Origin of the sequence: Sodalis sp. dw_96 (genome assembly GCF_018449575.1) — a bacterium.
In the GTDB taxonomy this organism is placed as follows: domain Bacteria; phylum Pseudomonadota; class Gammaproteobacteria; order Enterobacterales; family Enterobacteriaceae; genus Acerihabitans.
On the sequence record NZ_JAAVUT010000001.1, the window covers coordinates 272946 to 286898 of the forward strand.

The window sequence follows — 13953 nt, forward strand, 5'->3', positions numbered from 1 at the left end:
GCCCAGAATCCAGTCCCCGCGATATTTGAAAAATTAGAATCCCACCGCCTGTCCGTCCCGGCGGCTATCGCTGGCGGCCACATAACCGTGGTCGCTGTCGGTTGACAGTCGCCAGATAAATTGGCCGGAGCCGAAATCCATATAAGGATCGTTAATGGTGTGGAGCTGATGCCCCAGCCGCTGCAATTGCGCCGACACCGCCGGGTCAAAGGTGGATTCAAGATCCAGGGTGAAATCACGGTTGACTTTCCAACGGGGAGCGTCGCAAGCGGCCTGAGGCTGCTGATGGAAATCCAGCATCCGCACCAGGGTCTGGACATGGCCTTGCGGCTGCATATCGCCCCCCATCACGCCGAAACTCATCTGCGCCTGGCCGTCCTTGGTGAGAAACGCCGGAATAATGGTATGAAAAGGCCGTTTGCCCGGCGCCACGACGTTGGCCGAACGCGGGTCGCTGGAGAATCCCGCGCCGCGGTTTTGCAGGCTGACGCCATATTCCGGCACCACCACCCCGGAGCCGAACCCCATATAATTGGATTGAATAAACGACACCATCATCCCGCTCTCATCGGCGGTGCTCAGATAGACCGTCCCGCCGGCGGCGGGCCTGCCGGCCTGGGGTATGGCGGCCCGGCGCGGGTCTATCATAGCCGCGCGGCGGTCCAGATACGCATCCGCCAGCATGTCGGCGGGAGTGATTTCCATTGAGGCCGGATCCGCCACGTAGCGGTAGACATCGGCAAAGGCCAGCTTCATGGCCTCGATTTGCAGATGCTGGGCTTGGGCGCTGTCCAGCGGCAACGCCGCCAAATCGAAGCGTTCCAAAATCCCCAGGGCGATCAGCGCGGCGATGCCCTGGCCGTTGGGGGGGATTTCATGCACTTGATAGCCGCGATAGGCGCGGCTGATGGGCGTTACCCACTCTGGACGGTAAGCGGCCAGGTCGTCCAGGGTCATGCTGCCGCCGGTACGTGCGGCCCAGGCCACGATGCCTTCGGCGACTTCCCCTTCATAAAAAGCGCGTCCGCCCTGGTCCGCCAACAGTCGCAGGGTGCGGGCGGCGCCGGGGAAGACAAATTTCTCCCCGATGGACGGCGCGCGTCCGGCGGGCATAAATGTTTGGGCATACCCGGGCTGAGCAGAAAGAATCGGGATCGCCGCCTGCCATTTGCGGGCGACAATCGGCGCGATGGTGACGCCGCGTTCCGCCACTTCAATGGCGGTATGCATCAGCTGTGCAAAGGAGAGGCGACCGAACCGCCGGTGCAGCGCCTCCCAGCCCGCCACGGCGCCGGGCACCGTCACCGCATCCCAGCCTCGTTCCGGCCGCCGCGCCAGTCCGTGGTCGTCTTCGCCATAGCGCCGGCGAAAAAAATCCAGGTTCCAGGCGGCGGGGGCGGGTCCGGAGGCGTTCAGACCGTGCAGCTGCGCACCGTCCCATACCAGCGCGAAGGCATCGCTGCCCAGTCCGTTGGAGATGGGTTCAACCACGGTTAAGGTGGCGGCGGCGGCAATGGCGGCGTCCACGGCGTTACCGCCATCCAGCAGAGCGCGATTGCCGGCCTGGGCGGCGATGGGATGCGACGTCGCCACCACGTTGCGGGCGAATAACGGCGCACGGGTGGTGAGATAGGGGTTATGCCAATCAAAGCTCATAGGGTGCTCCGTTATCGTAAGAGGTGCGCCTAGCGCACGGGCGATGCGTTATTTAAAAAGCCGTTTTCGTCGTATAGGGTGGGCCCGTTTAACCACCGGCATTCCGCCGGACCAGCCGTTCGGCTTCCAGTCGTAATGCCCGCCTGTCCACTTTATTGGAACCGGCAAGGGGAAAGCTGTCCACCAGCCAGATATGCCGCGGGTGGAGATAGGCGGCGCCATGGCGCAAAGTGAACTGCTTCAGTTCCTCCCCGGTGGCGGTGTACCCCGGCCGCAGAATCACCCAGGCCGTGGGTTTAGTTCCCTTGATCTCGTCCGTCACCGGCACCACGCAGGCCTGCTGCACCGAAGGGTGCCGTTCGATGATTTGCTCCACCTCGCCGGGGTAGATATTTTCCCCGCCGCTGACGAACATATCGTCCACGCGGCCGACAAAAGTATAAAAGCCGTTTTCGTCACGGCTGAAAACATCGCCGGTAATATAAAAACCGTCGTCGGTAAACGGTGGTTTAATATCGGGACGCTGATGGTATCCCTGCATCAATCCGGGGCTTTTCATTTCCAGCACGCCGGTATGCCCCGTCAGGTTGCCCTCGCTGTCCCGCAGGCGAACCTGGACTTCGGGATGGGGATACCCTGACGATTGCAAGGGGGTGGGGAGATCCTCCGGGTGGGGACCGAACACCACCGGGCCTCCTTCAGTGGTGCCGAAGGCATTGATGATGCGGGCCGACGGCAGCAGTTGCCCGATTTGCGCGTAAAGGGTGGCGTTCACCGGCGCCGAGCCCATGCGCACCACCCGTACGCTGGACAGGTCGCTGTGCTGCAACAGGGCTTTTTCCCGCAGCATCATGGCAATCATCGGCGGGACGGCGGTCAGCCAGGTACAGCGATAGCGGCTTATGGCATCGATATAGGCCGGGGCGCTGAACTGGGGCAGCAGGACGGTGGTGACGTGGCTGGCCAGGGTCAGCAATACCAGCGCCAGGGCGTTCATATGGTACAACGGCGCGGCAATCAGCACCCGCTCGCCGGTTAATTCCCGGTTGGCCAGCCGGCTGCGCACTACCCACAGATGGCTGGCATGGGTCAGTCTTACCCCTTTGGGCATGCCGGTGGAGCCGGAAGTGTAAAGCAATAGCGCCAGATCTCCCGGCGCGGGATTAAACAGGGGCAGCGCGCCGGGGTTTTCAAACGCCCCCAGGCCGTCCGCCTCCGTGGAGCGGAACACCACGCGTGGGATAGCGTACCCCGTGGCCGCCAGGTTTTCCTTGTCCCCCAGCAGCAGTCGCGCGCCGCTGTCGCGTAAAATGTTCTCCTGGGTTTCCACCGGAAATTTGAAGTTGATGGGCACCGCCACCAGACCGGCGCGCAGGATGCCCAGCAGGCTGGCGACATAATCAATGGAATTGCGGCCGAGAATGGCGATACGTTCGCCGGGGGAAAAACCCCGTGCCAGCAGGGCGCGGCCAATGCCGTCCGCCCTGGCGTCCAGTTCGCCGAAGGTCAGCTTTTCGTCGCCGCCGCCGTCCAGCGGGGCGATAAAAGCCAGTTGCCCGCCGTCCTGGCCGGGAGAGATTAATGCTCCCAGATTGGTTGTCTTGGGCAAAGTGATGGCTGTCATGGCAAGAACTCGAGTAAGGTCAATAAATCGGGCAGGGCAACCTGTAGCAGTTCCCCCTCCCGGCGCATGGGCAGGCCCATGGCCGCCGCATCCCGGGCGATGTGCTCGCCGTCGCCGCCGCGCAATCGGATGGCGGCGAACAGGCTGCCGCGCTCGGCGGGCGGTTGGATTAATCCGCCGCACCGGCGGGCGAATTCGGTTGGGTGAATGATTTGCAGCCGAAATCGTTCATCAGTGTGGCCCAGCCGGCGGTAGTGCCGCTCCTGTTGTTGCGGGTCGCCGGCCACCAGGGTCAGGCGGTCGATGGCGCTGACCCCGTTCGGGTGCGATAGCCATTCGGGGCGCCAGACCCATTCAGGCGTATGGTGCTGGCAGAAATAGACGCGACCGGCGGGGAATTCACCGGCGGCGAGGCGAACGGTGGTAAAGCGGGCCACTCCGCGCGCGTCGCCGCTCACTACCTCGCGGGAGAACGATTGCACCGGCTGCAGCGGGAATCCCGCCTGGCTCAGCTGCCGGGCGGTCTGTTCGGCGCCGTCGCTGGTGAAGACCAATCCGTCGATACCCGGCGGGCTATCCAGCAGCTCCCGGCGAATTTTATCACCCTGGGTCGGCAGGCCCACCAGTTCCAGATAATGTCCGGGGAACATCATCAGGTAGTTCAGCGAACCCAGGGAGTGGACGCCGCGGGGGGTCAGGGTAAACCCCAGCCCGCAGAAGATGTCCGCCGTCGTTTCAACGGCGAAGTGGCTGTTTATCACCAGGTGATCCAGGGACAGGTTCATGTTATTTCCTCAGGCGGCGGCGGTGGAGTAAAGCCCTCGTCCGCTGGCCACCAGTACGCCCTCGCTGTCGTAAATCCGCGCTTCGGCGCTGGAGAATTGTTTACCGACTTTGATAACCTGGCCGATGGCGGTTAAATCGCCCCGCGCCGGGCGGTGATAGTCCACCCGCAAGTCCAAGGTGGGCACGCCCTTGCCGGTATAGGCCACCAGCGACCAATCGGCGGTCAAGTCCACCAGCGCGGCGAGAATACCACCGTGGATGTAGCCGCCCGCCACGTTCACCACCCATTCGTCGCGAAAGCGGGCCTGGAGCTTGATTTCCCCTTTACCTACGGACAGGACTTCCAGCCCCAGCCATTGGTGATAAGGACCTTTTAACAGCCGGGCCTGCACGTCGGCGGGTTCGGGAATCTGAATATCTGCCATATAACACTCCTCAATCTGAAAATATAAATACGGCGCATGAGATCGCTGTCACGTTCGATGATAGCGGGCCTACCATGCTGTGGGGCGCTCCGGCGGGCGGTAAAACCACGCCCGCTTCGACCCGGCCTTGGCAAACACGGTCTCCCTTTAACACGCTCGGTTCAGGCCGCCGAGATAGCGGGCCTATCGTGCTGTGGGGCGCTCCGGCGGGCAGAAAAACCATGCCCGCTTCGACCCCATCAGCACGGTCTCCCTTTAACACGCTCGGTTCAGGCCGCCGAGATAGCGGGCCTACCGTGCTGTGGGGCGCTCCGGCGGGCAGAAAAACCATGCCCGCTTCGACCCCATCAGCACGGTCTCCCTTTAACACGCTCGGTCCAGACCGCCGAGATAGCGGGCCTACCGTGCTGTGGGGCGCTCCGGCGGGCGGTAAAGCCACGCCCGCTTCGACCCGGCCTTGGCAAACTCGGTCTCCCTTTAACACGTTCGGTTCAGGCCGCCGTGATAGCGGTCCTACCGTGCCAGGGAGCTCCGTGGTTTCGTTAATTTGTTACGGCGTCACAATTACCTTGCCAAGCACTTCGCGGTCGCGAATGAGCCGCAGGCCTTCCGCCGCCTGTTCCAGCGGCAATACCCGGTCGATTAGCGGGTCGATTGAGCCGTCGGCAATCATGTCCAGCAGGGCGGAAAGGTCCTCTTGGTAAAAACTGTTGGAGCCCTTGACGGTAAGTTCGAAACTCCAGATATAACGCAGGTCTTCTTGCGGGTCGTAGCCGGCGGTGGCGCCGCACACCAGCAGCAGGCCGCCCCGCTTCAGGCATTTGAGGGAAGGGCGCCAGGTCTCGCCGCCGGTGAAATTGATCACCACGTCCACCCCGCCTTCATAGTCGCGGCGCTGCGGTTTGCCGTAATGTTCGATGGCCCATTTGGCAAAATCCGTTTCGCGGTAATTCACCACATGATCCGCTCCCAGCGCCTTCAGCGCCCGGGCCTTTTCCTCGCTGCCGGCGCAGGCGATCACTTCAGCTCCCAAATGCTTGGCCAGGATGACGCAAGCGGTGCCCACGCCGCCGCTGGCGCCGAGTATCAGCACCCGATCGCCCTTTTTCACGGTCTTATGGGTAATCAGCATGCGATGGGCGGTGCCGTACGCCACCGGCAGGGCCGCGGCCTGCGAAAAATCCACACCCGCCGGCAAGGAGATGAGCTGCTTGGCATCCACCGCCGCATATTCCGCCATGCCGCCGTCGGTCATTTCACCCATCAGGCCCACGCCCGGTTTCAGCGGATTGACCAGCACACGGTCGCCGACTTTCCAGTCGCTTACATCCGACGCCACCTCGGTGACGGTACCCGCCAGGTCAAGGCCGATAACCACCGGCAGGGGCACTTTGATGCCCGGCATGCCGCGCACGGTAAAAACGTCGTGGTAGTTGAACGAGGAGGCGCCCACCCGGATCACCACGTGACCTGCGGCGGCGGTCGGGCGCGGTTTATCAGTAACCACCCGCAGCGCATCGAGGTCGCCGTGCTGGGTCAGGACTAAGGCTTTCATGGTATCGGTCACAACAGACTCCTATTATTTAATGGATTTGGCGGCCAGATAAGGACGGTTATCGAACAGGTCGTCTTTCAACTCCCCCTTGATGGCGCCGCTTTGCAAAAATACGCTGTGCTGGCGCTTCAGCGTGTCGATATCCGCCGGTTCAAAAGTGAGCCGGTTCATGCTGTCCCAGCGCCCCACATAAATCCGCGCGTCTTTTTCGGGCAGGTTGGCCTGTTTTTGCAAAATGCCCACTACCGCGTCGGGATTGGCACGGCCCCAGGCCAACGTATCTTTCAGCGCGGCAATGACCCGGGCCACGGCGTCGGGATGCATGGCGAGATAGTCGCTGCGTACCGCGCCGACGCCGATATAGGGCACCGCGTCGGTGTGGGTAAGTTTCTTCCATTCGTCGGCGAAGCTGCCGATGGGGGTGACCTTCAGCTCGTCAAGCTGATCGATGGTTAACGAGCGCAGGGCGGCGGCATCAATCTGCTTTTGCGCCAGGAACTGGGCCAGCCGGGATTCATTGCCGCCAATCAGGGAAAATCCATCCGGTTTTATGCCGTAGTTTTCCTGCAGAATCGTGGCGGCTATCACCGCCACCGACGAACCCGCTGGCGACATGCCGACCTTTTTACCCGCCAGCTGTTTCAGGCTGGTAATGGGGGAGCCGGCCGGCACGACGAACTGCACATCCGCCGGCTGGGTGGCGGCGAAAATCTTGATGGGCACCCCTTCGGCGGCGGTGCTGAATACCCCGGCCAGGGGCGCGCCGAAGGCCAGGTCGATGGAACCGGACGCCAGGGCTTTAATCGGCGCGTTGACATCGGGAAAATGCACGAATTCGGCGTCTATGCCCCGTTTGGCAAGGAAATTCTGGCTTTCCAGCACCGCGCCGTAGCCCAGGCTGACGCCGCTAGTCCAGTAACCGATGCGTATTTTATCCGCGCCCTGGGAACCGAAGGCAGGCAGAAGGCCGACGGCAAGGACGGCGGCGAGGGTGGCGGTAAATAAAAATCTCTTCATGTTTTTCAATCCCGTGTGCGCTGTTTCCAGCGGAATAGGTAACGTTCAAGGGGCTTTAGCAGGCCCCCTTCCAACAGCAGCATCAGCGCCACCAGCAGCAGGGTCCAGGCAAAGACCTGATCGGTTTGCACCAGATCGCCGGCCTGGCGCAGCCGGTAGCCGATGCCGTCGGAGGAGCCCAGGGTTTCCGCCACCAGCGATACCCGCCAACCGAAGCCGAAGGCCAGCCGGGCGCCGGAAAAGAAGTAGGGCATAATGGTGGGCAGATAAATTTTCCACAGGGTTTGCAGACGACCCATGCGAAAACTGTGGGCCAGCTCAACATAGTGGGCATCCACGGTTTGAGCCCCTTGCCAGACATTGGTGAGGATGAGCGGCATGGCGGTCATAAACACCACAAATATCGTGGTGGCGTCGGAGATGCCGAACCAGATAATGGCGAAGATGGCCCAAATCGCCGACGAGACGGTATTGAATACCGCCAGCAGGGGTTCGAAAAACTGCGCCAGGAGGCGATTGGCTCCCAGGGCCAGTCCCAGCAGGGTGCCCACCAGCGTGGCCAGCAAAAAGCCGGACAAGACCCGGGAAAAGGTGATGCCGATATCATGGAACAGCCGGTGCCCTTGCCATAACGCCATCAGCGCCTGCCAGGTTTTGTCCGGCCCGGGCAATACGAACGCCGGCATGCGCTGCGAGGCGAGCCACCAGGCGACGGCGAAAATGGCGATCAGCACCAGCCGCTGGACCACCAGGGTTAATAACGGGGAGTACGCTTTCATTAAACCTCCAGCCTTAACAGCCGCGCCTGTTCGGCTACCTCGGGACTGGTGGGCACTCGGGGATGGGGCAGGGAGATAGGGTGGATATGGTGAATATGGCCGGGGTTGGGACGCAAAATCACCACCCGGTCCGCCAGCACCACCGCCTCTTCCACATCGTGGGTCACCATGACCACGGTCATGGCGGTTAACCGCTGGATCCGCAGCAGTTCGTTATGCATTACGCTGCGGGTTTGCGGGTCGAGCTTGGAGAAAGGCTCGTCCATCAATAAAATTTCCGGTTCCGCCACCAGGCTGCGCGCCAGCGCCACCCGGCTGCGCATACCGCCGGATAGCTGGTGCGGCCAGGCGTGCTCGAAGTCCTGCAGGTTTACCAGACGCAGCACGTCCTTAACCCGTTTTTGCCGTTCCTTGCGGTCGTAGTCGCCGTTTTCCAGACCGAAATTGATGTTTTTGCCCACCGTGCGCCAGGGTAATAAACGATCCTCCTGGAACAGATAACCGACTGTCTGCCAGCGGTTGAATTGTGAGGCGGGCTGGCCCTGAATAAGGATCTGCCCTTCATCCGGCGGCAGCAGGCCCGAGAGAATATTCAGCAGCGTGCTTTTTCCGCAGCCGGAGGCCCCCAGCAGGGCGATGATTTCACCCGGCCGCACCTGGAAGGAGATATTCTCCAATACCCGCAGGGGTCCGAAGCTTTTACCGATACCCTCGACGCGAATGATCTCCGTCGCGGCCTCCCGCGATTCCTGTAACAAAACGCTCATTGGAACAGGCTCCTGTCGAGAATGGGCAGCAGCGCCCCCTCTTTGCTCAGGGTGGCGTAGACCTTTTCCAGCGTCATGGCCTGAAAGGTTTCGATATGGCGCCGGGCAATCAGCTCCACCCGCCGGGCATCTCCTTCTTCGAATGCCGCAATCATGGCGTTATGATCGTGTTTGATTTCCGGCTTGACCTTTTGCACATTGAAACCCAACGCCACCAGCCGAGACATTTCGTCCATCAGGCTGGAGAGGGTACGGATCAGGTGGTTGTTGCCCGACGCTTCAACGATGGCCAGATGAAAACGCTTATTGGCGTTCATAAAGACATTGATCTGTTCCGGCAACGGCGCTTTCAGCTCAACGCGGCAGGCGGCTTCCAATTGGCGCAGCAGACTGATATCCACCTTGCCCACCGCCAGACGGGCGGCCAGGGGTTCAAGCTGGGCTCGCAGGGCGAAGATTTCTTCCACGTCCTGTACGGTGATGGGGGCGATGCGATAGCCCTTGCGCGGGCGGGATTCCACCAGATGCTCATGACACAGACGCGCCAGCGCCACCCGACAGCTGCTTTTGCCAATCAGGTACATTTCCATTAATCCCGCCTCGGTAATCAGCGAACCCGGTAATAACCGGCAGCGCAAGATATCGTGGCGAATATGCAGGTAAGCGCTATCGCCCAATGACAGCTCTTTTTCCGCCGGAACAGCGGGCGTCTTGAAATCTACTGGCATCTGACCGTCTCTACTTAATCTTGTGAGCAGCTCACAGGATCTCTCTGGGGTGCTTAACATAGTGGCAGTCTAAAAGGGAAATAAGCCAGCGCGCCAATAACAAATATGTATTTGCTTAGCTGTAAAAAGACTTTACTGAGCTGCTCAGACTATTAACCTTGCAGCAAGAAAGGTTAATATCCGGCAGTTGTGAACCGGTCACGGAATTAATCATTCTCATAAGAGCGTTCTTTCAAAAATGAGGTCTTTTATCGAAAATAGGAAAGGATATTGCCAAATCAAAGGAAATGGCAATAGCGCTGACGACGCTAATCTTCGCAGATTTGCTGATAGGTTTTCCACCACAGCTGATGCAGTGGGTAATAGGGATCAGCCTGGTCAGGCGGGGTATTGTCTTGCCACGGTTTGGAGAGAATATAATGGAGATTTTTAACCTCAAAAATATTCCACAGAGGGGCATGCTGCACGGCAAGGGTTTTTAATGCATTATAAATATAAGGCAACGGCAGCCAGCGTCCGGTGAAATACTCATTCAATAAATCCTGTTCGGGAAAAGGGTACGCGGCGAGTGAGCGAATGGCGGCAACCTTGTTCTCCAGCTCGGCCGCGGTACGGTCGTCCGGCGTTATCAGCATAAAGCCCGAATTGAAATAGGGGCGGAATTCCCGGGGCAGCGGCGCGCCGTTTTGCTTTGGCAAGTAGCTGTAAAAACAATTCTCCGGCACCCAGTCACTGGGATAGGTGGCGATGCGATGCGGGTTGCAGCGGCAGGCGTGGCAGGCGGCAATATGTCCGTCCGGCAAAGGGAAATCAAAGACTTCATCCATGTTTTTCACCACCAGCATATCGGCATCCACAAAGGCTAGCCGTCCGAACTCCGTCATCCGCCAGGCCGCCAGTTTGGTCCAGACTTCCGAAAACCGGGGGTTAGCGTAACTGCCCGGCACCTCTGGATTGGGGGCGACGGGCTTTACCTGACGCACCAGGCAGCCTTCATCAGTTAATAACCGGCGGGTGGATTCATCAATATTTTCCGTCACCATCACTACCAGGGGATAACGGGTACGGTTATTTTCTAGAGATTTACGCAGGGTTCTGACACCCTGTAAATAGGACGGCTGAGTTAATAACGTTATCCATGCGGGCATGATTTTTTCCTCCGGTCAGAGGGTGACTTTTTATTGGAAAAGAAGTCTAGAGTAAAGAGCGTTTTGACGAAAAAACGTATTGGCAAAATCGTCATTGGAAAAACGCTATTGAAAAAGATCGGTGATAAAATCGTTGGCGAATTTCCCCTCGGGATCCAAGGCGGCTTTTACCCGACGGAAATGCTCCCATTGGGGATATAATTCCCGCCAGTGATAGCGATCTTTATCGTAATATTTCCCCCAATGGGGGCGTCCCCCTTCTTGTGCCAGCAATTTTTCAGCGGCGTTAATAAAACGCACGCCGTCCGGCGACAATGAACCGTCCTCGGCGTAATAGACCACAAAGCCGAAAAAACAGGTGGCTTCGCCATAGGCCGGACTCAGCCAGGCGGCGGAGGGGCCGGTACACCTGAGAATAATGGGATAATGCATATGGGGGCTGGTGTCGTTGTGCCACTGCTTTATCTTATTGATAACCTGGCCGGCGCGGTGCAGGGGAATACCGATTTCAATATTGATTTGCGGGGTGGCGATACCCCGGCAAAAGAGCTGATTGATATCGCCGGTAACGTCGGAAAAGTCCTTGAAGCGAGTGACGGTCTGGTAGGGTTTGCCCTCTTTTTCTTTTATTTTGGTGTCGTCCTGCATATGGCGCAGGGTTCGTTCCACCGTGTCATTCAGGCTGCTGTCGCGGGTGGGGCGGATTACCGGCTGTCTTTTGTTGAGCTGGTAGCGCTGCTCTTCGTCAGCGGTTGCGTTACGGGCGCACCAGACATGCACCTGATCTTCGGCGGGAAACCACCAGGCTTTATTGAAGGGGAACGCTTCATTCCATTCATAAAGCTTGCTGTGCAGATGCTCCGCGCCGGAGGCGCTTTTCTGGCAAGTATAGAGACGCGCCGGCCAGGTGCGCAGGGTGATTTCAGTCATGACGCCCAGGGCGCCGAGGGCCAGTTGCACCGCACCGAAACGGGGATCCTCGGAGGTGAATTCGATCATTTCCCCGTCGCCGCGAATCATGCGGATACGCAGGACCTCGTCCGCCAGGGAGCTTTGCTCCAATCCTTGACCGTGGGTGCCGGTGGCGATGGCGCCGGCCAGGGTTTGCAGCGCAATGACCCCCGGCGAACAGGGCAACATCCGGTCCATCTCCGTCAGCGTCCGGTAGATCTCCTGCAGGGGAGTGGCTGCGGCAAACGTTACCGTATCCGCCGTTGAAGCCAGCAACCCGGACAGGGCCGAAGGATCGATAAGGGTATCCCGCGGTCCCCGGATATGCAGCAGTTCGCCGGGGGACAGGCGGCTGCCCATCACCTTTATTTTGCCCTGGCAGGCGGCGATGATTTTTTGCAGCCGCGCTTCATTTTCAGGACGCTGTACCGCCGCCCGCGCGCCTACGGGATAATTCTGTGCCCAATTCCAAACCTGCGGGTCGCTCTCCGCCAGTTGGGGATGTCTGCGAGGATAAATCTCTCGTTCTTGTGCCATCACACCTGCTCCGTGAGTGAATTCGATGGATAATGCGCGTGAAAACCGGGTTACCATGCCACCTTATCAACATCATCGGCGGCAGAGAGGTCGTGTGCGCCAATGTCAGGGTTATTGCGCTCGTCAGGTCTAGCTGCTTTCGTTATGCATAGTTATGTTCTTGATGACCAGTTACGTTCTTGATGACTAGTTACGTTCTTGATGATTAGTTACGTTCGCTATTCACTGCCGCGGCCTGTTTTTCAACGCCAAATCCGGGCGAAATATTTATTATGCCGCTAAAGAGTAGCGTAGACCATTTATCGGCGTGCCGGTAATAGCGAGGGAAGTCGGGGGGAGAGCCGTACCGGTGGCACGAGGGCAGGCAGATGGAGTAATATTGACGGAATACGTCGCGCGATCTACGAAAAAATGATTAAAATCATATTATTAATATATCCGGCTTAATGAGCTGGTCTAAAGCGTGCACTTGATAACATGCCCTTATAAATATGTGTTTTATCCGGACGGACATCCTCCATGCGTGCAGACTCTTCCACAGCAATTCATTTTCTCCTGGCTTCGCGCCAGTGCGAACTCAACAATCTGCGTTATTTGCTGAAAAACGGTGAACTGGTGGGGAAAGTGAGCCAGCTTATCCACACGCTGCAATGCGAGCGCGGAGCATCCAACCTTTATCTCTGCTCCACGGGGCCTCGTTTTGCCGATGAGCTTGCCCGCCGGGTCAGCGAGACGGATGTCGCCCAGGGTCCGGTTATGGACTCCTTGGCGCAGCTTGAAAAATCCACGGCGGCCCTGCCGCAGTCGTCACGCCTGTTCAGCGGCGTGGCCAGCGTTATTTACGCCCTGAGCGTGCTGTCGCCCCTGCGGCGGCAAATCCTCGAGCGCGCCCTGCCGCAGCCGAAAATGACGGCGTTTTTCAACGATATTATCCGCCATTTGCTGGCGCTGGTTTCCGAGGTAACGGATACCGCCGCCGAACCGGCCGTGGCGCGGGCTCTGATTGCCATGCTCAGTTTTATGCAGGGCAAGGAGTTTGCCGGGCAAGAGAGGGCGGTGGGGGCCGCCGCCTTCGCCGCCGGACTTTTTGACGATGACAGCCGCCGGCGCATGGCGGAGCTGATTGACAGCCAGGAACGGTGCTTTGAACGGTTTCGCGATTTCGCCGATGAGGCGAATGCGCAACGCTTCTCAAGCCAGACGACGGACAGCGGCTTCGAGCGTCTGCGGAGGATAGCCTGTACCCGCACAGTGGCGGGATCCTCGCCGGAAGAGGAAAGCCTGAGCTGGTTTACTCTGGCGAGCCGGCGCCTGGACGGGATGAAACAGATAGAGGACGGATTGGAACGGGTGCTGATGGAGCAGTGCCAAGGGTGTATTGACGCCGCGGAGCGGGCTTGCCATGACCAGCAGGCGGATATCGAAACCCTGATGCGCCGCCAGGGGGAGCAGCCGCCGGACTATGCGGTATTTGTCGCCGGCAATGACGAAGTCTGGCTGCATGGGGAGGGGCTGCGCCCGCGGCTGGGCCGGTCGCTGCTGACCCTGATCCGGCAACAGGATCGGCGTCTGCAGTCTCTGGACCAGGAACTTTCCGCCCTGCGCGTCACCCTGGATGAACGCAAGCAGATTGAACGGGCAAAGGGTTTATTGATGCAGCACAGGGGATTGAGCGAGGAAGAAGCCTATACTACCCTGCGTCGGCTGGCGATGAGCCAGAACAGGAAACTCATCGACATTGCCGCCGCGGTGCTGACTATCGCCGAGGTGTTGCCCAATCATCCGGAGGGACGAAGAGGTTAACCCCTTGAGATAACGCGGCAGTTTCAGCAGCCCGGGGATATTTCCACCGGGCGGCCGACAAGCGGCGAGCCGTCAAATCACACATTCAGTTCCGCGGGCCAATGAGGGTTCGCGGGACGCAAAAGGGCAAAGGCGTCCATAGGCATACGATTATTCGTATGGCTGTGGGCGCCTTTT

Annotated in this window: 12 protein-coding genes; 1 reads left to right on the forward strand and 11 read right to left on the reverse strand. The window is 59.4% G+C overall.

Annotated features, from left to right (window positions below; genetic code table 11):
- Positions 1-33: 33 nt before the first annotated feature.
- The 11 genes from HB631_RS01200 to HB631_RS01250 all read right to left on the reverse strand — a co-directional run bounded on the left by HB631_RS01200 (position 34) and on the right by HB631_RS01250 (position 11973).
- Positions 34-1656 (reverse strand): gamma-glutamyltransferase family protein, encoded by a 1623-nt coding sequence (locus tag HB631_RS01200; RefSeq protein ID WP_213989328.1) that lies wholly within the window; start codon positions 1654-1656, stop codon positions 34-36.
- A gap of 88 nt (positions 1657-1744) precedes the next feature.
- Positions 1745-3280 (reverse strand): class I adenylate-forming enzyme family protein, encoded by a 1536-nt coding sequence (locus HB631_RS01205; RefSeq protein WP_213989329.1) that lies wholly within the window; start codon positions 3278-3280, stop codon positions 1745-1747.
- The gene (locus HB631_RS01210) at positions 3277-4065 is read right to left on the reverse strand and encodes a VOC family protein (protein ID WP_213989330.1); all 789 of its coding nucleotides are present in this window, start codon (positions 4063-4065) and stop codon (positions 3277-3279) included. The genes HB631_RS01205 and HB631_RS01210 overlap by 4 nt, the downstream gene beginning before the upstream one ends.
- Positions 4066-4074: 9 nt before the next feature.
- Positions 4075-4491 (reverse strand): PaaI family thioesterase, encoded by a 417-nt coding sequence (locus HB631_RS01215; RefSeq protein ID WP_213989331.1) that lies wholly within the window; start codon positions 4489-4491, stop codon positions 4075-4077.
- A 550-nt stretch (positions 4492-5041) separates the two neighbouring features.
- Positions 5042-6058 carry a zinc-binding dehydrogenase gene (locus tag HB631_RS01220; protein ID WP_213989332.1) on the reverse strand — a complete coding sequence of 339 codons (1017 nt, stop codon included), beginning with the start codon at positions 6056-6058 and terminating at the stop codon, positions 5042-5044.
- A 12-nt stretch (positions 6059-6070) separates the two neighbouring features.
- Complete coding sequence (locus HB631_RS01225; RefSeq protein WP_213989333.1) at positions 6071-7063, reverse strand: ABC transporter substrate-binding protein; 993 nt, start codon at positions 7061-7063, stop codon at positions 6071-6073.
- Between the two features lie 5 nt (positions 7064-7068).
- Positions 7069-7842, reverse strand: coding sequence for an ABC transporter permease (locus HB631_RS01230; protein ID WP_213989334.1), 774 nt, complete (start codon positions 7840-7842; stop codon positions 7069-7071).
- A complete protein-coding gene (locus tag HB631_RS01235) occupies positions 7842-8609 on the reverse strand; it encodes an ABC transporter ATP-binding protein (RefSeq protein WP_213989335.1) in 768 nt (255 codons plus the stop codon). The genes HB631_RS01230 and HB631_RS01235 overlap by 1 nt, the downstream gene beginning before the upstream one ends.
- Entirely contained in the window at positions 8606-9337 is a 732-nt protein-coding gene (locus HB631_RS01240) for a GntR family transcriptional regulator (RefSeq protein ID WP_213989336.1), read from the reverse strand. Before HB631_RS01240 ends, HB631_RS01235 begins: the two co-directional genes overlap by 4 nt.
- A gap of 308 nt (positions 9338-9645) precedes the next feature.
- Positions 9646-10485: a glycosyltransferase family 8 protein gene (locus tag HB631_RS01245; protein WP_213989337.1), complete on the reverse strand. Its 840-nt coding sequence runs from the start codon at positions 10483-10485 to the stop codon at positions 9646-9648.
- Positions 10486-10590: 105 nt separating this feature from the next.
- Positions 10591-11973, reverse strand: coding sequence for a D-arabinono-1,4-lactone oxidase (locus tag HB631_RS01250; protein ID WP_213989338.1), 1383 nt, complete (start codon positions 11971-11973; stop codon positions 10591-10593).
- 519 nt (positions 11974-12492) lie between these two features.
- On the opposite strand from HB631_RS01250, the gene HB631_RS01255 reads away from it, so the two are divergent.
- Entirely contained in the window at positions 12493-13776 is a 1284-nt protein-coding gene (locus tag HB631_RS01255; protein ID WP_213989339.1) for a nitrate regulatory protein, read from the forward strand.
- Positions 13777-13953: the final 177 nt, after the last annotated feature.